Origin of the sequence: Paenibacillus sp. TC-CSREp1 (assembly GCF_050171015.1) — a bacterium.
GTDB lineage: Bacteria > Bacillota > Bacilli > Paenibacillales > Paenibacillaceae > Paenibacillus > Paenibacillus silvae.
The window spans coordinates 269,108-290,773 of sequence record NZ_JBNOKM010000009.1 but is presented as its reverse complement, the minus strand read 5'-3'; the positions used below and the strand labels follow the sequence as shown (position 1 = coordinate 290,773).

The 21,666-nt window shown below is 48.9% G+C and carries 18 protein-coding genes; 3 read left to right on the top strand and 15 right to left on the bottom strand.

The window, feature by feature from the left end; all coding sequences use genetic code 11:
* Positions 1-47 precede the first annotated feature (47 nt).
* The 6 genes from ACQSGY_RS16070 to ACQSGY_RS16045 form a co-directional block, all read right to left on the bottom strand.
* Positions 48-3,122 carry a X2-like carbohydrate binding domain-containing protein gene (locus tag ACQSGY_RS16070; RefSeq protein ID WP_427052616.1) on the bottom strand — a complete coding sequence of 1,025 codons (3,075 nt, stop codon included), beginning with the start codon at positions 3,120-3,122 and terminating at the stop codon, positions 48-50.
* 221 nt (positions 3,123-3,343) lie between these two features.
* Positions 3,344-3,487 (bottom strand): hypothetical protein, encoded by a 144-nt coding sequence (locus ACQSGY_RS16065; RefSeq protein WP_427052615.1) that lies wholly within the window; start codon positions 3,485-3,487, stop codon positions 3,344-3,346.
* Complete coding sequence (locus ACQSGY_RS16060; protein WP_427052614.1) at positions 3,465-4,346, bottom strand: SMP-30/gluconolactonase/LRE family protein; 882 nt, start codon at positions 4,344-4,346, stop codon at positions 3,465-3,467. The genes ACQSGY_RS16065 and ACQSGY_RS16060 overlap by 23 nt, the downstream gene beginning before the upstream one ends.
* Positions 4,347-4,363: 17 nt before the next feature.
* Complete coding sequence (locus tag ACQSGY_RS16055; RefSeq protein WP_216513375.1) at positions 4,364-5,023, bottom strand: SGNH/GDSL hydrolase family protein; 660 nt, start codon at positions 5,021-5,023, stop codon at positions 4,364-4,366.
* A gap of 91 nt (positions 5,024-5,114) precedes the next feature.
* Entirely contained in the window at positions 5,115-5,903 is a 789-nt protein-coding gene (locus ACQSGY_RS16050) for an alpha/beta hydrolase (protein WP_427052613.1), read from the bottom strand.
* Positions 5,904-6,043: 140 nt separating this feature from the next.
* Complete coding sequence (locus tag ACQSGY_RS16045; RefSeq protein ID WP_427052612.1) at positions 6,044-6,907, bottom strand: helix-turn-helix domain-containing protein; 864 nt, start codon at positions 6,905-6,907, stop codon at positions 6,044-6,046.
* A 117-nt stretch (positions 6,908-7,024) separates the two neighbouring features.
* Here ACQSGY_RS16045 and ACQSGY_RS16040 point away from each other — a divergent pair, with 117 nt between their 5' ends.
* Positions 7,025-9,055, top strand: a complete 2,031-nt coding sequence (locus ACQSGY_RS16040) for a beta-galactosidase (RefSeq protein WP_427052611.1) — start codon at positions 7,025-7,027, stop codon at positions 9,053-9,055.
* A gap of 128 nt (positions 9,056-9,183) precedes the next feature.
* On the opposite strand, the gene ACQSGY_RS16035 is transcribed toward ACQSGY_RS16040, so the two are convergent.
* Both ACQSGY_RS16035 and ACQSGY_RS16030 read right to left on the bottom strand, forming a co-directional pair.
* Positions 9,184-10,698 (bottom strand): UxaA family hydrolase, encoded by a 1,515-nt coding sequence (locus ACQSGY_RS16035; RefSeq protein WP_427052610.1) that lies wholly within the window; start codon positions 10,696-10,698, stop codon positions 9,184-9,186.
* On the bottom strand, positions 10,695-12,215 hold the full coding sequence (locus ACQSGY_RS16030) for a tagaturonate reductase (RefSeq protein WP_427052609.1): 1,521 nt from the start codon (positions 12,213-12,215) through the stop codon (positions 10,695-10,697). Before ACQSGY_RS16030 ends, ACQSGY_RS16035 begins: the two co-directional genes overlap by 4 nt.
* 194 nt (positions 12,216-12,409) lie before the next feature.
* On the opposite strand from ACQSGY_RS16030, the gene ACQSGY_RS16025 reads away from it, so the two are divergent.
* Both ACQSGY_RS16025 and ACQSGY_RS16020 read left to right on the top strand, forming a co-directional pair.
* The gene (locus ACQSGY_RS16025; protein WP_427052608.1) at positions 12,410-13,294 is read left to right on the top strand and encodes a helix-turn-helix domain-containing protein; all 885 of its coding nucleotides are present in this window, start codon (positions 12,410-12,412) and stop codon (positions 13,292-13,294) included.
* Between the two features lie 88 nt (positions 13,295-13,382).
* A complete protein-coding gene (locus tag ACQSGY_RS16020) occupies positions 13,383-14,060 on the top strand; it encodes a tetratricopeptide repeat protein (protein WP_167433977.1) in 678 nt (225 codons plus the stop codon).
* A gap of 100 nt (positions 14,061-14,160) precedes the next feature.
* On the opposite strand, the gene ACQSGY_RS16015 is transcribed toward ACQSGY_RS16020, so the two are convergent.
* From ACQSGY_RS16015 to ACQSGY_RS15985, 7 genes are all read right to left on the bottom strand, one after another.
* On the bottom strand, positions 14,161-15,216 hold the full coding sequence (locus ACQSGY_RS16015; RefSeq protein ID WP_427052607.1) for a phosphotransferase: 1,056 nt from the start codon (positions 15,214-15,216) through the stop codon (positions 14,161-14,163).
* A 96-nt stretch (positions 15,217-15,312) separates the two neighbouring features.
* The gene (locus tag ACQSGY_RS16010) at positions 15,313-15,939 is read right to left on the bottom strand and encodes a GDSL-type esterase/lipase family protein (RefSeq protein WP_427052645.1); all 627 of its coding nucleotides are present in this window, start codon (positions 15,937-15,939) and stop codon (positions 15,313-15,315) included.
* A gap of 219 nt (positions 15,940-16,158) precedes the next feature.
* Positions 16,159-19,326: an MMPL family transporter gene (locus tag ACQSGY_RS16005; RefSeq protein WP_427052606.1), complete on the bottom strand. Its 3,168-nt coding sequence runs from the start codon at positions 19,324-19,326 to the stop codon at positions 16,159-16,161.
* A complete protein-coding gene (locus tag ACQSGY_RS16000; RefSeq protein WP_427052605.1) occupies positions 19,323-19,781 on the bottom strand; it encodes a MarR family winged helix-turn-helix transcriptional regulator in 459 nt (152 codons plus the stop codon). The genes ACQSGY_RS16005 and ACQSGY_RS16000 overlap by 4 nt, the downstream gene beginning before the upstream one ends.
* A gap of 232 nt (positions 19,782-20,013) precedes the next feature.
* On the bottom strand, positions 20,014-20,448 hold the full coding sequence (locus ACQSGY_RS15995) for a GNAT family N-acetyltransferase (protein ID WP_427052604.1): 435 nt from the start codon (positions 20,446-20,448) through the stop codon (positions 20,014-20,016).
* Positions 20,449-20,554: 106 nt separating this feature from the next.
* Positions 20,555-21,265, bottom strand: coding sequence for a class I SAM-dependent methyltransferase (locus tag ACQSGY_RS15990; RefSeq protein WP_427052603.1), 711 nt, complete (start codon positions 21,263-21,265; stop codon positions 20,555-20,557).
* Between the two features lie 43 nt (positions 21,266-21,308).
* Complete coding sequence (locus tag ACQSGY_RS15985) at positions 21,309-21,638, bottom strand: hypothetical protein (RefSeq protein WP_427052602.1); 330 nt, start codon at positions 21,636-21,638, stop codon at positions 21,309-21,311.
* Positions 21,639-21,666 lie beyond the last annotated feature (28 nt).

Genomic DNA, 21,666 nt, shown 5'->3' with positions numbered 1-21,666 from the left:
AGGAACTTCTACAGTTATTCTGCTATTCCGGGTGCTGGGACCCTATATTAAGGCTCCACTCCCCACTGCAGCTGATCAGCAACATAACCGGTAACTTTCGACCACTCTGTATACGAGGAAAGTGCATCTGCGAATGAATAATCATCCGTTTGATTATAGTTGGTCCAGTTGTCTTTGGAGAAGCGGGTCTGAATTTCTGTACTCTGCCCCGCATTCAACGTTCCAGCCGAAGCTTTGAAGCCGATCTCCAGCACATGGTCCGCTCCAGGCAGCCCCGGAGTTAATACACTGAACGTACCCGTAACGTTGTTGTTACCTACAGCAGCCCAGTCACAGAAGAAATTTTGTGGCTGGCTGCCGTTAATCGTATAGTAGTATCTAATTTTCACATCCGACAGATTCAGTGGAGTTGTGCCCGTATTGGTCAGTCTGAATTTGGGATTAATGGAATTGCTGGATGCCGCTGTTGTCCCGTTATACATCTCAATCCGAATCGTGCCACTTGGAATCACCACAGTTGTATCCTTGACGGTCAGATTCAGCGTGGCCGGATTGCCTGCACTAAACTGGAATGTTAATGTGGCTGCCCCTTTAGGCAAAGTAGCAAGATACGCTTTATGAAACACAACCTGATTGCCAGTTACACTATAGTCGGTTCCAGCTGCCAATATCGTATTTCCGTTGCGGATAGAGGTCAATGTATTGCCGTTGAGTGTCAACGCCACAGGAATATCAGCCTGATGATCGATGTTTAGATCAAACTGAGCCGTTACAGGGGTGATCGTCGAATTCGGTACTGGCGTTGTGCCGCCATTTCCGTTAACCGGGTCTGCATAGAGAATTCCCCGTCCATTTGTTCCAAGGTATACTCTGCCATATATACGCGGGTCACCTGTAATGGTTGTTACACGAGCGTATTGATGCTGATCATCGTTGATCCGTACCCAGCTTGCTCCTCCGTCATCCGAACGGAAAAATCCTCGTGTGCCGTCAATCTGTGCCACGGTATATAAGGCAACAACATTTTGTCCCGGAGCTGCTTTACCAAAACCAATGCTGTCCGCTTCCTCCACATTTGCCAGCTTGGTAAAAGTTGCTCCCGAATCTGTGGAGTGCCACAAACCATATGGCCCATCTTCCTCATTACCACCTGCGAACCACAGCTCACCTTCTACACCCGGTACAGCATGAAGGTCTGCGTTGCCTTCCACTGGAAGACCTGCAGCTGGCGATACAGCGAACGAAGCTCCACCATTGGTACTCACATACACTTTACCGGCTGCGAAGCCATAGAATTTGTTCGGATTCACCCGGTCGGAGATCACTTTGGCCTGTGCAGGAATTCCTGTGCTTGCCGTCCATGAATCACCGCTGGCAGAGTAAAATACTCCCCGGTCCGATGTGCTCCACACGATACGGTTGCCACTTGCCGAGATCGCAACAGTCCCGCCCCCTGCTGTGCCTGAAGGCTCAGCGCTTGCTTTGTACCATGTGCTGCCTCCGTCGCTGGATAGCCCTATGGATCTCGCATTTGGATCAACCGTGTAATCGGCTTTACCCACACGCACCATTGTATTCGGACTTAATTCAGCGAAATCAATGCTTTCTGTCGAAGGATAGTTCGGGTTAGTAAACATTGTAGCTGGAGCTTGAGTCAGATCATCATGGCGGAACCCGGCAATGTCGCCCAAAGCGCTGACCAGATTTGCTCCGCTTGGCGGGCTGATCAGATCCATTACATTGGTCTCCTCAATGCCTTTGGCCATCACGGAGATATGAATCTTCTCATCCTGATCCCAATCCGTGAGGTTGTTCGTGCCGTAGATGGTTGCACCCGTTCCATACATCAACCGGTCTGAATCAAACGGATCAATCTCCAGCGCACTAATCATCCAGCCAAGTTTGGGTGTAATCTCCGGCGGTGCAGGATTAACGCCAAAGGTTAACCAAGGTGCTGCCGAAATATCCTGCGTATATCTGAATTTGCGGTCAGGATATCCTTCAAAATCCCAGATGCGTGTCCAGGTATCTCCACCATCCTTGCTTCGAAACAGTATGGCATCCGGCCACCAGGAATTCATCGTGGCTACCATAAGTGTACCGGGTTCCTGTGCATCAATAGCCAGGCCGCCATAACCGTAATAGTTATCCGAGCTGCTGCTCGGCACAGGGCTAATATTTTTCCACACCCCCGTCGCTGTGTTCAGCTTCCAGACTTCTCCCTTTGTGCCGTCATAAGGTCCTGCACCATTGCTATAGGTAATGTACAGACTGCCATCGACATCCAGTTTCCCATGGTGAGGCAGATAACCTGTCGGCTGCCCGGGAACAGCTGTCCAGGTCAAACCTCCGTTTGTACTGCGATATATGCTTTCACTTTTATCCGCTACTCCAACATATATCGTCTGTGTCGCCTGTCCTGCCGAGCCGGTTGTTTTATCAAAAGTGATCCAGGCCAAACCTGTAATATCACTGGTATATTCATTCCCTGGATTCTCTACATAGTTGCCCGGATTCGGGAAGCTGGTCACTTTGTTCCAGGTTACTCCGTAATCGGTGCTTTTCCATAACCCGTTGCCGCTGCGTGCCCCAAAATATAAAATCCGATGATCATTCGGGTCGATCGCCAAGCGTTCTCCCATGGAGCGACCAGGCATGTTTCCGCCCACCTTGAAGGGCAATTCGGTCTGCTGCCATGTATCTCCCCGGTCTGTGGATCGAAAAATATACCCGTTATCCTGTACCCACGAGTTCGTATACGTGCCTACAGCCATATACACACGATCCGGGTCTACCGGGTCCGTAGCGAGTGCGTCCACCCCATTGTTGTTCCAGTCATCCCACCCGACAAAGTCGGTAAGCGGTTTCCAGCTGCTATCAGCCGGATTCCAGCGATACGCTCCACCAATGTCTGTCCGGGCATAGATCAGATCCTTCTCCGATTCGTTAAAAATGATTCCCGGTATATATCCCCCGCCTCCACCAGTTACAACGTTTTTCCATTCGTAAGCTTCGCTTGGAGCTGCCGCCGCCGTTCCAGACATGCCTACTCCACCCAGTGAAGCCGTTACGATAGCCATACTTAAACCAATCATCCGCAGCTTCCTCATCCACGTTTTCATCTCAACATATCCTCCTTTTCATGGTTGAACATGTGCTGTAATCCGCTCTCTCCCCGCTGTCTCATCCTGATGATGATGCCGTTCCAGACGAATCCATAGAAGTTGCTTATTAAGGAAACATCACCTCCCTTCACCATCAGGGTTAAGCGCTTACAAAAACTCTGCAAACAAAACCATAAAATAGTTTGTTGTACAATAATTAACATTCGATAGAAAACGTTTTATCCCTTTCTTTCAAGCGGTCTTTCAAAAAAATATTTTCTCTTCATATCCTTGCTTCCAGGCGCAAAAAAAGGTGCTGCAGAAGCAGCACCTGAAATCTTCTTATTTTCAGCAGATTGCTCAGCCTTTTCGCCCGTAAGCATGAGTTTCCTGCCCTTTCACACCAGGCTTCACCACGAATAGCGAACCTGCTTGCGGCGTTTCTTGCAACCTTTCTTCCTTGATCCCGATACGTGCGGTAGTAATATAGAGCTCCTCCAGGTCGGGTCCGCCAAAACAACAGGAGGTCACCTGATCTGCAGGCACTTCAATCTGCTGTAACAGCTCCGAGGTTTCCGGGTTCCAACGGGTAACTCTCCCCCCGCCCCAATGAGCAACCCATAACATTCCTTCAGCATCCACAGTCATGCCATCCGGGAATCCCATTTCTTCATGCACGGAAATAATGCTGGTCCGATTCGAGATTGTGCCGGAAGCCAGATCAAAAGCAAAACGATCCACCGAACGTGTTGGTGTATCAATGTAATACATGAACTGACGATCCGGGCTCCAGCCGAGACCATTGGAAGTAGATACATGTTGCACCATCGTACGCACAGGCTGTCCTTCCTCCAAACAATATAACGCCCCGGCCTTTTCCTCGTTGTGCAAACTCATGGTGCCAGCCCAAAACCGCCCATTGGCGTCACATTTCCCATCATTGAATCGATTGGTCGTTTTATCCTGTTCAGGGTCCCCAATGGCCTGACGTTCGCCTGTATGTAGATCATATTCATAAAATCCGGTACGAAGCGCAACGATCACTTCGCTGCCGCGATACGGAACAACAGCCCCGACGTGCTCACCCACGTCATAGACCTGATCCTGACCCGTCGCCGGATCGAATGCATGCACCTTGAATCCTTCGATATCTACCCATAACAAACGGTTATTTTCTGCATCCCAGCTGGGGCCTTCTCCTAATAGTGCAGGGGTATCCACGACTACAGTTACTTTACTCATATCAACTCTCCTTGTTTTCAGGATTTCTTATTACCAGACCATTCAAATCCAATCACATCCAGAAACGCTTTGCTCAATATCATATGACCTGTAGCGTCCGGGTGCACTCTGTCATGTGTCAGCACCGATGTATAATAGTGATCCCAGAATGGTGCAAATGCGGCCTGTGTGTCCACAAACAGAGTCTCATATTCCGATGCTACCCTGCGAACTGCTGCTCCATATATGTCCATGGTAGCCCGCATCGGATCTTCCGGATTGGCTTCAAGATAATACGGTGTCATGAGCACAAGTCCCTTCACCTTCGGACGAACAGATGCCACCAGTTCACGCAGGGTGGCTTCATATTCATCGAGAAACACATGTGAATCTGAAAGCGGATGATCAAACTGCCGCCATACATCGTTAATACCAATCATGATGGTCAACCAGTCCGGCTTCAGCTCCAGCACATCGCGCTCCCAGCGCTGCTTCAGATCACGGACTGTATTCCCGCTATTACCCACATTTTGTACACGAAGCATCAGTTCGGGATAAATAGACCGTAACAAGGCATACACCTGTGCGACATATCCATGGCCCAGCCCCGAGCTTCCCTCCCCTACAGGATGTGAACGTCCGCAATCGGTAATGGAATCGCCGATGAATAGAAGCTTGTCATTCTTATGCAGTTTCATGAGTCTGATCTCCCTCGCTTGATATGAAATCGATGAGTACGTTACTCAGGGCGACATCCGTTCTTGTGTTTCTTTCTTGGGCAGACTGTCGTTACCAGCCTTGATTTTTAAGCCAGGTCAGGCACAGATCAGACCATACCCGAACCGTATCATCATTCTCAGCCAGACCTAAGCCATGCGGCCCTTTCTCGAATACGTGCAGATCATAAGGGATACCGTGTTTACCCAAAGCGAGGGCGTAGCGCAAGCTATTTTCAACCGGAACAGCCTGATCGTTACTCGTATGCCAGATAAACGCTTCTGGAGCGTCAGCCTTAACCTGCTTCTCTGCACTGAAGGCCTGAATCTGTTCCTGTGATGCATCTTCGCCCAGCAGATTTATTCTTGAACCCGAATGTCCATATGACTCCATCGTAATAACCGGATAACAGAGAATTACACGGTCTGGACGCGAGCTCTGCCGCTCGACAAAGTCCTCGTGATCCGGTTGTCCTGCATCATATTGGGTACCCAGTGTCGCTGTTAGATGGCCCCCTGCCGAGAAACCTAACACCGCGATTTTGGACGGATTAATTCCGTATTGCTCCGCATGTGCTCTCACATAACGGATTGCACGCTGTCCGTCGGCCTTGGGAGCAGGATGCCGATGAGGAGCTACGCGATATTTAAGCACAAATGCACTGATATCTGCACGATTCAACAGTTCAGCAACAGGGGCACCCTCATGGTCTGCGAGAAAACCGTAACCGCCTCCGGGACACACAATGACAGCGCTCTCGGAACCGGGTTGAATAAAAGGAATCAGATGTGGCATTTCGTCTTCATGACCTGCAGCCGCATAAGGCGCTGCCTGATCCCACAATGGGATAATAGAACTCATGATATGGCTCATCCTCTCTCGTTAGCATGGAAATATATCCGTTTAATCGTTTTCGTTACTAGGATTCGATACCATCATAACGGGAACGGCATCATGCATCAATACCTTGCAGCATATCTTTTTGTTCAAACCGACTCTGATTAGTACAAGTTCCGAAACTGTTCCGGTGTTACCCCCTCAATCCGGCGAAAGGTGGCGACAAAATGACTGGCATCCCGAAATCCTGCCCGTATGGCGGTCTCTTTGATTGTCAGCTCTCTGCTGCCTGTCAGCAGCTCTTTGGATTTGCGTATCCGCAGCAAAATAAAATAACTGTACGCCGTCATACCAAAGGACTGTTTGAACAGCGTGTTCAAATGTCTCGATGAAATTCCGGTAATGCATGCCATCTGCTCCAGTCCAATGTCGGGATCTTGATAATGCTGCTCCATAAAGGCGAGGAGCGGAGCAAGTCTGGCTACGGCTTGCGAGATCGAGGAGCGATTGCCGGTCATGCCATGTTTTTTGAGCAAAATCAGAAAACGGTACATGTCTGCTGACGCTTCAAGCCCGGATAAATCCTGATCACTGCCGATGGAATCCAGCACATGCCTGGCAAAATGATCGAGCGGACTGTCCATATCCCACTGCTGGAAAGCAGGTTCACCCAGACCAAGCGAATCGACAATTGCTGCACATTGCGATCCGCCAAAAGTAATGTAGATCGTCTCCCACTCCTTCTGAACACGGACATACTCATGCGGCAGGTTGGGTGGAAGCAGAATACCTGCATTTTCACCGAGTGTTGCCGAAGCCCCGGACAATTTGAGTTCACCTGCTCCCTTCACCGTTTGCAGCCAGTGATAATACGGATAACCTGCAGGTCTGTAGACTTTTTCCTGACTTCCGTTATACCCGATGCTCTCGATGTACAGCGGCAGCGACTGGTCCCGCGGGGTCATAAAATAACGTTGATGACGGGGAGAAATGAGCATAAAAACCTCCTTGAACAGAACTTCAATCAAAAGCTTTTCTCCCATAATTGAGTTCTATATTCTTATATACGTTATCACTTTTGTTATATTTTAAAAGTCATATGTATCATATAGTATAGAATTATTCTTATACAAGAGGTGAGCGCGTTGATTAGCAGCAAACTGCCCAAAATGTTCTATGGAGGGGATTACAACCCTGAACAATGGGATCATGAGACCCACCTGGAGGACCTGCGTATGTTTAAACTGGCAGGTATTGATATCGCTACCATTAACGTTTTCTCCTGGGCACTGATTCAGCCCGATGAAGTAACCTACAACTTTGAATATCTGGACCAGCTCATTGATCGTCTTCATCAAAATGGAGTATACGTCTGCCTTGCGACAAGCACGGCTGCTCATCCGGCCTGGATGGCTAAAAAATACCCGGATGTGCTTCGTGTAGATACAGACGGGCGTAAACGCAAATTCGGCGGGCGGCATAACTCCTGTCCGAACAGTCCAACCTATCGCAAATATTCCGAGATTATCGCTGACAAGCTGGCAGCCCGTTACAAAGATCATCCCGCTGTGCTCGTGTGGCATATCTCCAACGAATACGGTGGCGAGTGTTACTGTGATAATTGCGAGAAGGCATTCCGTGTGTATCTCAAGAAACGTTATACGTCCATTGAACGGCTCAACAAAGCCTGGAACACCAACTTCTGGGGGCACACGTTTTACGATTGGGACGAGATTGTGCTTCCAAGCAATCTGAGCGAGCATTGGGGCCATAACAGCTCCTCGTTTCAGGGCATCTCTCTGGATTACTCCCGGTTCAACTCGGACGGTATGCTGGAATGTTATCTGCTGGAATACCATGCCATCAAAAAGCATATTCCCAACTCCGTTGTTACAACCAACCTGATGGGCTTTTTCAAACAACTTGACTACTTCAAATGGGCCAAATATATGGATATCGTCTCCTGGGACAGTTATCCGGGTCTTGCTACACCGGTAAGCTACACCGCGATGGCACATGATCTCATGCGTGGACTCAAGGATGGTCAGCCGTTCATGCTGATGGAACAGACACCAAGCCAGCAGAACTGGCAGCCTTACAATTCGCTGAAGCGTCCAGGTGTGATGCGGCTGTGGAGCTATCAGTCCATCGCACATGGCGCGGATACGGTTATGTTTTTTCAGCTGCGTCGTTCAATCGGGGCATGCGAGAAATATCACGGCGCTGTTATCGAACATGCCGGACATGAGAATACACGGGTGTTCCGCGAAGTAGCACAGCTGGGCAAGGAATTGCAGCTCCTGGGCGATACGACGCTTGATGCGGCAGTGCAGTCCCAGGTAGCCATCGTATTTGACTGGGACAACTGGTGGGCTATCGAAAAATCAAGCGGACCGACCATTGCGTTGAAATATGTCGATCAGATTCACAAATATTATGCAGCCTTCTTCCGCCGTAACATTCAAGTGGATATCGTAAGTGTGGACACGGATATCAGCAGTTATGATCTTGTGCTTGCGCCTGTGTTATATATGGTCAAACCAGGCTTTGCTGCCAAGCTGGAGCAGTTTGTTGCCGCTGGCGGCACATTCCTGACCACCTTCTTCAGCGGCATCGTTAACGAGCATGATCTGGTGACCACAGGCGGTTATCCGGGTGAGCTGCGCAGCCTGCTTGGCATCTGGGTTGAAGAGATTGATGCGCTATTACCCGAGCAAAAGAACACGATCGTGCTGCAGGAAACATTCGGTTCACTTGAAGGCGTTTACGAATGTGGCATGTTATGTGATCTGCTGCACAGTGAAGGGGCAGAAGTGATTGCCAAATACGGTGAAGACTTCTACAAAGGCATGCCTGCGCTTACCCGCAACAGATTCGGTCAAGGGGAAGCCTGGTATGTTGCCACAGACCCTGATGATCTGTTCCTTGACGGGTTGCTTGGTGAGCTTGCAGCAGACAAACATATCAAACCTTTGCTGGAAACGCCGCAAGGTGTGGAGGTAAGCGCACGCACCAAAGATGGCAGCTCCTATCTGTTTGTCATGAATCATCATGCGTCTGCACAATCCTATGACCTGGGTGAAATCGCTGCTCGCGACCTGTTAACAGGTCAACATTATACAGGTGCGACCGAGATCGAAGCGCGCGGCGTGCACATATTGGAATGGAACACTTAACAAATGTTGTATGAAATATAAGGGCTTGTACTTTGCACCACCAAGGCTCTCCTCCTGAACAAACCAACAACCGGATGTCTGCAGGCAAGCAGACAGTCCGGTTGTTGGTTTGTTTTCATCATTGCTAGTTACAGAATAACTCCGTCCTTGAAAATGGCAATCTCGCGGAAACCATGCTGCTCACTGAGTGTGTTCGCACGCCCTGAAGCAATGTCAATGATCTGGCTGAATAATTGCACCTTGACCTCGTCCATCGATTGGCCTTCAAGCAGTTGACCTGCGTTAAAGTCAATCCAGTGTTTTTTGCGTTTCGCCAGATCGGATTGTGTCGCAATTTTCAGTGTAGGCACTGGACCGCCAAAAGGTGTGCCTCGGCCTGTCGTAAAGAGCACAATATGTGCTCCCGCTGCAGATAATGCCGTCACCGAAACCAGATCATTCCCTGGTGCCTCTACAATATTCAGACCGGTTTTGGTCACTCGCTTACCGTATCTCAACACATCGACTACCGAGGAGCGTCCTCCCTTTTGCGTGCAGCCGAGCGATTTCTCCTCCAGTGTTGTAATGCCGCCTGCCTTGTTGCCCGGTGAAGGATTTTCATAGATGTTCTGACCATGATTCACAAAGTACTGCTTGAAGCCGTTCACAAGGTCTACCAGATCATTAAATACGTGCTCATCGGCAGCACGGTTCATCAGAATCGTCTCCGCTCCGAACATCTCGGGTACCTCTGTCAAAATTGCCGTTCCTCCTGCGGCAACCAGCAGATCGGCAACAGCACCTACCAGCGGATTCGCTGTAATGCCGGATAACCCGTCCGATCCCCCGCATTTCAGACCAATTTTCAATTTGCTCAGCGGCAGCGGCTGACGCTGCTCTTGCTCTGCAATCTCCACCAGTTCTTCCATTAAACGCAGTCCCTCTTCCAGCTCGTCCTCGGTCTCCTGCGCTTTAAGAAAACGTACCTTCTCCCGATATTCAGGCGCAATACATTCCCGGAACTCATCCACCTGGTTATTTTCACATCCCAGACCGATGACAAGCACACCCCCGGCATTCGGATGCTCCACCAGCGAAGCTAACAGCCGCTGCGTATATTTCAGGTCATCCCCAAGCTGGGAACATCCGAATGGATGCGGAAAATGGTACACCCCGTCAACACGGCTGCCAAACTGGGCCTGCCCCATACGGGCAAGGGCTTCGCATACCTTGTTAATACATCCCACGGTATTCACAATCCAGATCTCATTGCGAATCCCCGCTTCGCCATTCGGGCGCAAATAACCATCGAAGGAGCGCAGATGCTCAGGCGGCATATCCATGGGTACTACTTTTCCAGGCTGATATTCGTATTCAAGCAGTCCGTGCAGGCCTGTCTTTAGATTGTGGCTGTGTATCCAGCTCCCTTGTGCGATCGGCTCCTGGGCGATCCCGATGGAAAAGCCGTATTTCATCACATCCGCGCCTTGTGTGAGATCATGTACTGCAATTTTATGTCCTTTGGGCACATCGTGCAGCAGAGCGAATGATACACCATTCGGCAGAGTAATTTGTTCTCCCTTGACATAATCCCGAAGTGCAATGATGACATCATCCTGCGGCTGGATCGCAATCCAGTCATTGATTGTGCTGGTTGTACTCATTTCGCTTCACCTTCCAGTTTGCCAATTTCATGCACAAGTGCTGCACGCAGCCCTTCTTTTTCATTCAAATTCTCTCCCCAGATGCCTGCATCGGACAATACGTCTGCAACCCTGTTCTCCAGTTCAGCTGCCGCTGTACCGCTCAGACTGTCATACCCGTCCCAATGAGTAGCCAGTGCCTTGAGCACATCAGGATCATCCCGCAAGGAAATCATTTCACCATTCAGCAGCTGGGCCTTGTACCCGTCCTCTGTTTGAATCGGACGATACAAGTACAGGAAGCCTGCCAGACCCTGCACCAACCGCTCGGGCCAGCTTCCCTGATTTTGTTCATAAGCAAGAAGGGTTGGCAGCACACGCACCTTGATTTTACCAACGGTATTTAATGCAATGTCCTGCAGCTTGTGATCGATGTAGGGATTCAGGAAACGCTCGAACACTTCTTCTGCATACTGCTCCAGTCCAAGCTCAGGCATATCCATGGCTGGCACAATCTCTTCAAGCACCGCTTCCCTGATCCATGAGCTGAACTGCGGGTCTTCCATCGTTTCTCTGACATGCTGTTTGCCCCGAAGCAAGCCAAGGGAGGACATGAGTGTATGTGAACCGTTCAGGATGCGAACCTTCCGCAGCTGATATGGCTTCAGATCTTTGACCCAGTGCACGTTCAGCCCGGCCTGCTTGAGCGGAAGCCTTTTGTCCAGTGACTCCTCCCCCTGGATCGCCCAGAAATGATAGGGCTCTGCCGTATTAATCAGCTGATCCTCGTACCCCCAGCGATCTGCGAGCTCCTCTGCTTCTTCGTTTGTCGGTGCACCCGTCACAATGCGATCCACCAGATTGTTCAGGAACAAATTATAATGCTCGATCCACGAACGGAAACTGTCGGAAAATCCGAAATCCTCGCTGTGACGGAGCACGCAGCTCCGCAACACATCTCCATTGCCCTCCAGCAGCTCACACGGAAGATGAATGAGACCTCTTGACGGATCTCCATTAAATCGTACATATCGCTGATGCAGGAAAACCGTTAATTTACCAGGAAAGGACTGTACCGGCTCACCCGGAACATAGTCAGAAGCTATATATTTCAACCCGGATTCGGTTGTATTCGAGATGACAAACTCAAGCGACGGCAGCTCTGCCAGTTCCAGAAACGTCTGCCACTCCTCGTACGGATTAATATATTGTGAAAAAATGGACACCATCTCTGTGCGCTCTACACGCTTCCCGTCAGACAACCCACGCGTAATCATCGTGTATAATCCATCCTGATCACGAATCTGCTCCAGCTTGGCCTTCCCGCCGGGCCGCGGCTGTGTCACAGCTACACTACCGTGAAACTTGCCCTGTCTTGCACTTTCATGCAGCATCCAGTCTGCGAATCCCCGTAAAAAGTTCCCTTCCCCGATCTGCAAAACCTTGACGGGACGTTCCGTCATTTCTTTACATTTGCGCTGACTATCATTACCGAGCAAATGCAGCTTTAACCTTGGCCGCTTCGTGCTTGCAGACATGGACATTCACCTCACCGATTATTTGTAAACCCAGAATGCACATCAGATGCTGTCATCCTTTTATTGTAAACGCTTTAAATTCATTGTATCATCAATAAAAGGAAATTAAATTGCTTATTTTGCGTTAAATATACTCTTTCATGACTAGAAATAACATCTCACCAGAGACATCCGTCTCCAAAAGGAGTATTTTTATGGAACACTCACCTGTACGCACTACGATCCAGACCGAATCCGGCATACCGCTGCGGCTTGTCTACAGTGATACCAAGTCCCCGCAGAACGAGCTGCCCGATCACTTGCATGACTGGCATGAGATTATTTATGTCTACCGGGGACAAGGAAGTATTTTTATTGATACGGGGCTTGAAGAGATGCAGGAGGGTGATCTGTTCCTTATTCCAGGCAGCACAGTGCACCGTGCTTTGCCCGATGCCGGCAATCCCGTGACTTCGTCGGCTTTGTTCTTTAGCCCGGGACTGCTGGCTTCATCTGCCGGTGGCATGTCCTCTGCGCTGCTGCATCCATTCGAGCGCTGCCGTAAACGCCGGGTATACAAAAGGCATCTGAACAAAGAGCAGCGCGCTCAAGTATCCGCATTAATCGATGACATTCATGCCGAATTCCAGCTTGACCATCATCTGAGTGCTCACGCAGCACAGCTGCGTCTGCAGCTGCTGCTCATTTTTCTGGAACGACTGGAGGCAGAGACCGCTACCGGACCCGCTCATGCTACAGCGTCACTTCCGGCCCCATCCTGGCTCTCGTCTACACTATCCAGCATGGACCACAAGCTGAGAAGCGGCCTCTCCTTACCCGAACTTGCACAGCAAGCAGCCGTGTCTCCTGCCCACTTTAGCCGTGCCTTCAAACGTTATACCGGGATGACTTTAACGGACTACGTTTTGGCTCGCAGAGTGATTATGGCGAAGGAGCATCTTGTGCAAGGGGATGCCACAATGGCGGCAGTCGCAGACGCCTGCGGCTTTGAGAGCCTGCCTCATTTTTACAGACAATTCAAGAAGCTTACAGGTACAACCCCCGCCGCTTACCGCAGAGCGATGGTACGTCATCGTTGATATGCACTCACAGTTTATTTGCAGGAAAGATATGGTATGATATTCAAGGCTTGCTAAGCCCGATCAAATTGTTACTGGAGTTGAACCTGTGATTATCAAATTTCTTATTTTTGGTCTGCTTTGGCAGATCGTCGGCAATCCGTTCCTTGCCGTTCTCATTCTGCTGGTCATTCTGTATATTCTGGACCGGCGCTTTGTGGGTGTATTCCCGAGCCTCACCAAGCCGCTGAAACGGATGCGCAACATTTCGCGGCTGAAGCAGCAGCTTGCTTTGAATCCCAACGAAGTATCCTCCAAGCTGGAGCTGGCAAGGCTGCTGATTGAACGCAAACGTTATAATGAAGCCCATGCTTATTTGCTTGAACTGGAGCGCCCTTATGAGCAGTCGGCAGAATACTGGGAAGCGTTGGGCACAACTGAATTGCATCTGGGTCACACTGTAGAAGGCGAACGTCATATTCTACATGCACTTGAGATTAATCCGAGAGTAAAATACGGGCAGCCTTATCTCACGCTTGCCACTACCTTCAAAGATACGGATCGCGACAAGGCACTTCATTATGTGCAGCAATTTCAGGAGATTCACTCCTCGTCCAGTGAGGCCTTCTATTTGCTCGGCTCCGTTTATCGTTCAATAGGGCGTAATGATGATGCCAAGCAGGCTTATCATCAATCCCTGAATGTATATCGTTCCTTGCCCAAGTATAAGAAACGTCAGGAACGCCGCTGGGCAGTCCGCAGCTGGTTTCGCAAAATGACGATATAACCTCCTGATATCCAATATTAAAAAACTTCAACACATACAAAGTGCACTGGCCCCTGCCCATTAACTCGAGCAGAACCAGTGCACTTTCATTCATGACGAATTATTCCGTTAACAATCTACGTAATTGAAGCTCATTCAGCCGCATCCAGTCCATTCGCTGCTTCAGCTTCACAATCTGCTCCACAGCAACTTGAGGCTCATCTGTTCCTTCCAGCATTCGGCTGATGAAATGCATCACCACGTCCAGACTTCGCAGCAGAATTAACGGAGGTATCGCTCTCAGCTCCTGAGCCGTCAATTCCACTTTTTCCCGAAATCCCTGAACTAATCTGTCCTGCGCCTTCCACATCCAGGCTTCACTCTTGTCCATCGTCAGCATGTCAGACATCGGAACGGCCAGTTCCATCACTCGCAGATCCCAAGTAGCAAATTCGAAATCCAGAATAGCACAGATGTTTCCTTCGGAATCAGCCAGCACGTTCGAAGCGTTCACATCTCCGTGTACAAGCTGATGTGGAAGCTGATCCATACCCCTCAGCGCTTCGAACAGACCTGGAAGTTCATCCCGCAGTTGTCGAAGCTGTGCAGCACAAGCAGTCAGTGCCTCTGGTGGCGAAGCACACAGTTCCATTAGTCTGGACGGTGAACAGAGCGGATAAGCCTTATCAATCCGGTAATATGGTGGATAGACAGGCTCCGACTGCACATCCAGTCTGGCGAGTGATGAGGATAAATGACCGGCTGCACGTCCTAATTGCAGCAGCTGATCCGCATGCTCCCATACTGGATTGACACCTTCCAGATAATGAAACAACGTCACAATTTTCATTCTGCCTGTAACCTCATCCTGAACGACCTGATACATTCTCTGATTCTTAACAGATACAACAGGTTTAGGCGAATCCAGTTTGAAATCGCTATGCTGCAGTGCAGTCAATACTCCATGTTCAAAAGCTATTTTCGCTTGATCATTATGTGTTTCATATTGTCTCATAATATAGGTTTCTTCGTCTGTATGCAGCACGAAGGTCGAATTATTCATGCCTCCTTCGCTGCGTTTGCCCTGCCACTCGGATGTAATGCCATACAAGGTCAACACATCAGAGATAAATTGCTGCTCCGCCCGAGAAAGACAATTGTTCTGGAAATTAGACACCTTTTTAACCCCTCTGTTCCGATGATTTGAAGTATACCTCTCATCATATCGGAACTCATATAACAGGTCTAGCTTTCATTAGCTCTTACACTTCACTTAAACAAAAGGACTATACCCCGTCCGGTTCAGTTGCTCAGCAATGACACGATATCCTCGGGCATTGGGATGAACTCTGTCCCAAAACAACAGCTCGCGCTCACGCCCCTCGAACTTGTCATACACCTGGGCACACGCATAGTTGCCCGACCCTGCGCCATTCAGATAAGCGTTATATTGCCGAACCCAGTACGCTGCCTCTGTCGATTGCGGATATGGGTTGTACAATCCAATCGAACGAATAAAATACTTGCCACTGCCTTTTAGCTGCCGAATTTGTTTCATTGTCAGAGATACGTGATTGCGCGTGTCACCCAAAACCTGTGTCATTTTCCCCGCGCTTGGCACACCACCGCTTGCTTTAAAGGTTCGGATCAGATCATTGCCGCCGATAGATATCGTAACAATATCCGCTTCGCGCACCGCCTGACGAACTCGCGGGTGGTTATGAATCATCTGCAGCAGTTCCCCGGAGGTCAGCCCGTTCACTCCCAAATTTTCCATTGATACAAACGTACGAAGATTCATCTCAGCCATTCGCCGGTAGATGGGCACAAACCCGGTTCCGAGCAGCGCTCCCGTACCCACAGTCAAAGAGTCTCCTATAGCTACATAACGATATACCATCCCGCCGCCCCTCTCTCTGTTGATCTGCCTGTTCAATAAAGAACTGCCATATATCATATGAGAGCCAGCACGCCAAAGCGCGGGATAATGTCCTTAGGCAGACACCCCTCTTTGCCATGATAGCAATGAGGAAGAAAAAAAGCCCGCCGCATGATGCGGCAGAGCCTTCTTCAACTTCATGAATAACTTCATTGATAACTACATTATTTACTTCGTATATTACATGCCTACAGAATGATTAGAATCCGCAGAGTCGGCTTGTTCCTTGTTCGGGAACGGCCACCAGTTCGCCCGCCCGAACATCTTCACCATGACAGGTACGAAGAATGGCAGGAACAATAGCGAGTACAGAATCAGTCCGCTCAGTACAACGGTAGCAATCTGCATCATCGAAAGCACCCCTGATGGGTACATCGCTGCAAATGTTCCGCTTAGAATTACCGCTGCGGAGAGAATAACGGTTCCCATGTTTTTCATGGCGTGTAATATCGCATCCTGGGCTCTCATGCCTTTGTTTTCGTTGAACCGATCCATGAGGAAGATGCTGTAATCCACACCAAGTGCGATCAGCATGACGAATCCGAAGAACGGAGTCACCCAGCTGATTCCAGCGTAGCCCATAATATTCACGAAGACAACTTCTGTGAGTGCCATCGATGTGAAATACGCAAGAAGCAAAGAAATAATGAGATAAATCGGCATAATTACAGAGCGAAGCAGTATAACCAGAATAATAAAGGTCCCTGCCAGCATCAGCATCACTGTGCGAATATAATCTTTGTTCGAGATGGATTGCAAGTCGGCAAACGTACTGGTTACACCACCAATAGCTACGTCAGCCTTTTCAAGCGCACTGCCTTGAACCGCACGCTGCACTGCTGCTTCAATATCCGGCACACGATCAATCGCTTCCGTACCATACGGATTTTCTGCAAAAATAACATCCAGTGTCATTGTCTTGCGATCCTTGGACAGATACGTATCAAAGACCTTCTGGAAGTCCTTGTTATCCAGTGCTTCTGCCGGAACATACCAGCCTGCAAGATCGGAATCCGGCGAGTTCTGCAATTCTGTCAAATAATCCTGTGCAGAATCCAGACCTCCTGACACTTTTTTAATTCCGTCTACGCTTTGGTTCAGGCCATCTGTAAGCTGTGTCAGTTGACCGCTCAGATCGGAGAATCCCTGCCGGATCTTCTCCTGTCCTCCCTGCAGCTGACCCAGACCGTTTTGAATAGAAGGAATCTCCTTGATCACTTTACCTTGACCGTCCGCAGCCTGCTTCAATCCAGACTGCAATTGTCCAATGCCTGCAACGATCTGACCCAGACCGTCAGCCAGCGCCTTTTGTCCAGCTGCGGCAGAAGCAAATCCTTCATTCGCTTGGTTAATTCCGGCTGCAGCTGCACTCAGATTGGTTTGAATCTGGGAAAGTCCCTGCGCAAGCTGCGCTGTACCTGTACCTGTCTGACCAATTGTACCTTTAATACGTTGGTAATCAGCATCCTGCAGCAGCTCAGGGTAACGCTCCTCTAGCGCAGCAAAAGATTGTGTGAGACTTGTCAGAGCTGTTGACACTCCAGTCAGCTGCTGCTCCAGTTCCTTCGTGCCGTCGCCTAGCGCAGCTACACCTGCTCCCGCTTGACGATAGGCTTGCAGCAGCTGATCATTCGCTTTCGCAAGCTGCTCTGCACTGGATTTGGCTTGCTGAAGACCCGCCTTCAGATCACCTGCACCAGAAGAACCGTCACGGATACCTTTTTCAATCCGCTTCAGCCCATCGCTAAGCTGTGTAATACCGGATTGCAGCTGGCTTGTGCCCTTGGTCAGCTCTCCGGCTCCGTTAGCCGCTTCTTTGAGCTGAGGTTCATTTTTGCTCAATTCATTGCTTGCTTTGCTAAGACCATCGCTGATTTGGTCCAGACCCGTCTTGCCTTCGCCCAGACCATCAGAGAGAGTGCCCACCTGTTTCGTAACTTCAAAATCCTTGATCTCATCCCCGGTTGGTCGTGTTACACTGCGTACACCTGCAACACCAGGAACCTTTTCTACTTCACGACTAATTTTCTCAGCTACAGCCATATACTTCACATTGTCCATCGGCTCGTCATTCTGAATGACAATTTGCCCCGGCAGGGATTCACCTGGACCAAAGCTGTCTGAAATAATGTTAAAGGCTTTAACTGAATCATACTTGTCACCAATCTCATCGAGACTGTTAAATGACAATTTTCCATTATAAGTCACCAGCAGAGGCACAGAAACCGCCGCAACAATCAGCAGGGCTGCCCACGGACGTTTAAGCGAGAATTTTCCGGCTGCACGATAGATTCCGCTCTCCGCATGCTCAAGTGAGCCTTTCGACGGCCAGAATAGCTTTCTTCCAAGCACGGCCATAAAAAATGGAACAATGGTGACAAGTGCAAGCATCATCACGGCTATACCGACAGCTACGGCCACCGCAGATCGATACAGCATAAACTGTGCAAAGCCGATGGCCACAAATCCAACCAATACCGCGAGCGCCGAGAAAAATACGGTTTTACCCGCTGTGCGATATGTAGCAATAATGGCATCCCATGTGTTCTCATGATGAGCCAGTTCTTCCTTGAAACGGCTGATCAACAGGATACAATAGTCCGTACCTATACCGAACATAACCGCAACCATGAAGATCTGTGTGAACGTGGAGATCGGAAAGTCAACTCCGTCAACCAGGAACGCTACAATCTGCTGGGATACGATGTAACTGATGCCCACCGTCAAAAGCGGCACAAATGGAGCGACAAACGAGCGGAATACAATGAAAAGAATAAGTAAAATGAAGATAACCGTAATGTATTCCGATTTCTTGAGTCCTTCCTGGGAGCTCTCGATCGTATCTTCGTCAATCAAATTTTTACCTGTAAAATAATGTTCAACCGGGACTGATTTCATAGCGTCATTCAGATCCTGGCGCATTTCCTTGACCGTACGGTCACCCATCTCGATGGAGATGGAGGTCAGAATCGTTTTGCCATCCTCCGAGATCATCTTGTCTGCAAGTTCAGGCTGAGAAAACGGCTCTACAATAGACACGATACCCAGCTTCTGCTTATCGGCCTCAAGCTGCTTGATCGCCTTCTCTGCCTCCTGCTTGCCTGCAGCTCCGAGTCCATCCGGATTATGGAATACTAACGCAATGGCCGTACCCTTCTGTTCTCCTTTTTGAGCCGCGGCTTCTTCCAAAATCGCCGCAGCATTGGTGGAAGAATATCCTTCCGGGACGGAAAACTGCCCCTTCTCACGAATTAACTCACTCATATTTGGCGCGGTGAACATTAACACAGCAGCTGCGGCAATCCACAGCCCCATGATCCACCAGCGTCCTTTCAAAATCGCTCTCATTGTTCTTCCAGCCCTTCTTCTTGTGTTAGCAGCGCTGCCAGCTTCTCAAATGATTCAATAAAATTCTGCACCGCTTCTGGTGTAAAATGCTTCAAGTAAGGCTCCAGGACGTTCTGAATCTCCAGCTCTGTTTCCCTGTAAATCTGCAGTCCCGTATCGGTCAAGGTGAGATAGATGACGCGACGGTCACGCTCGTCACCTGTACGATGCACCAGACTTCGGTCAGCCAGCTTGTTCACCAGAGCCGTGATGCTGCTCTTGCCTACACATAGAAGCTCAGCCAGATCCGAAGGGGTACAGGCAGGTTTTTCATGAATGAGGCGCAGTGCACAGAACTGATCCGTCGTGATCGTCTGACCTACCTTTTCCCGTATCTGAGTGTCAAATCGCTTTGTCACCAAAAACCAGGCGTTCAAGTAACGATTGACCAAACTTTTTGCATCCGTGGCACTCATGGATATCCTCCTTCCCAAACTAGTTCACATAACGAACTATTCATAAACAAAACTATTCTATAATGAAACTATGTTATAAAGCAATACTTATATCCTATTTTAAAAATAAAAAAACAGGACATCTGACTCAGCACATTTGTGCCAAGTCCGATATCCTGCCTGTTGTATCAAAGTATAGGAGTATGTGAGTGCAACTTCTCATGACTTTAAAATTGTCACATCAATGCACGCACTACTCGTTCTGCTCATCTTCTTTCTCTAATACGCAGCGGAATCTTTCCACACCCGGGTATAACTCACCAAGACTGTATACGATAAATCCGCTGTTACGGTAAAACTCAACCGCTTCATGGTCCGTTTCTGCAATCAACGTATGGGGATTATGGGCGGCAAGCAACTGTGAGATCATTCCGCGGCCATAATTTTTGAACCGGTTCTCCGGCAGCACGGCAATATGGCGAATTGTAATTTCGCTTGGCCCGGTGTGCTCATATCCAATAAGACCAACCAGTTGTTCCTCGTCTTCATAACCAGACAGAAACAGTGTCTCCTGTGTCTCATACTCCTGTATCGCTTGATTCACCTGATCCGGATCTGGAAAGACAGAGTAAGATAACAACTCCTGAACTTCCGGGTCGTTCAATCGTGGCTTTAAATTTTTCAACAAAACAATTCCTCCCGTTTTCTCCACAAAACAATTTCTTTCATTTCTTAACGCTCAAACCCGTTATCGTATTGTAGACTTTATTTTTGCAAACTTCAAGGTGAGTTGATCAGTCCTTCTGTACAGCAAACCGAAGCAGCTCACAGCGGAACTCTGTGGGTTCATCATACTTTTCTTCTTGAATCGTCTGGGTTACATGCTCTTGAAAAAGGATGTTCCACCCCTTGTATGCCTGTTCCAGCAATGTGATGGCTTCGGATGTGGACAGATTTAATTCGATCAACGGCTCGATCTGGCGGCCAGTTTGAATTTCCTTTTCCTCCACGCTGGTGCTCATCGTTAAACAATGAATGCCTCCGAGCCGAGTTCCGGCTTTTAATCGCTCGACCGTTTCAAGCAAAGCCTCTTTGCTGGAAGTATGCTCCAGACATGAACAGGCGGCAATAAAATCAAAAGCATTCGGTTGCACCTGATAATGCTCAACATCTGCTTTTTCCGCCCGAACGATGTGATTCACCTCATACTGCTTCGCATACTTGTTAAGTCCTTCTACTGCTTCATCCAGCAGATCTACACCAATGACTTGGCTGTTGGTGTCTGTCAGACGCTGTGCGATTGGTATTGTATGTCTGCCCACTCCGCATCCCAAATCAAGTACGCGCAGTTCTTTTTTGTGAACAAGCAGCCGTTCCAGCATCTCCATAACCATTGGCATCGGTCTGGACATCCATGTTCCGTTTTCAAACAATTCATTGTTTTTATAGAATTTGGAATGATACCCCGCTTCAGCTTGACGAGCAGCCTCAAATTGTTTTCCCATTCTGGTACCTCCTGCAAATCGATTTAGACGTTCACAGTAACGTTCACCAGAAAGCGAAATAAAGAATCACGTGTACAATCATCATGATCAAACCGGCGGTCACCAGAATTTTCCCTGCATCCCGCTTGCTTGCATAATCATTAAATAACAGCACACCTCCGATCGTTACCGCGATGGGAGAGAGAAAGAGTGTAATCAGCACCAGCAGCATCATAGAGTAACGATCCAGTATAGATTCTTCATACTCCAGCATATACGGTTGTTCCGGCTTGGCTGTTTTGGTTGTGACCATATTACCGCATGATTTACATTTGAATTCATCCTCTGCCATAGATTCATGGCAATAAGAGCATTCTCTTGAAAAACGTGGCATTTTTATCTCCTTTCAAATACTACTGCTC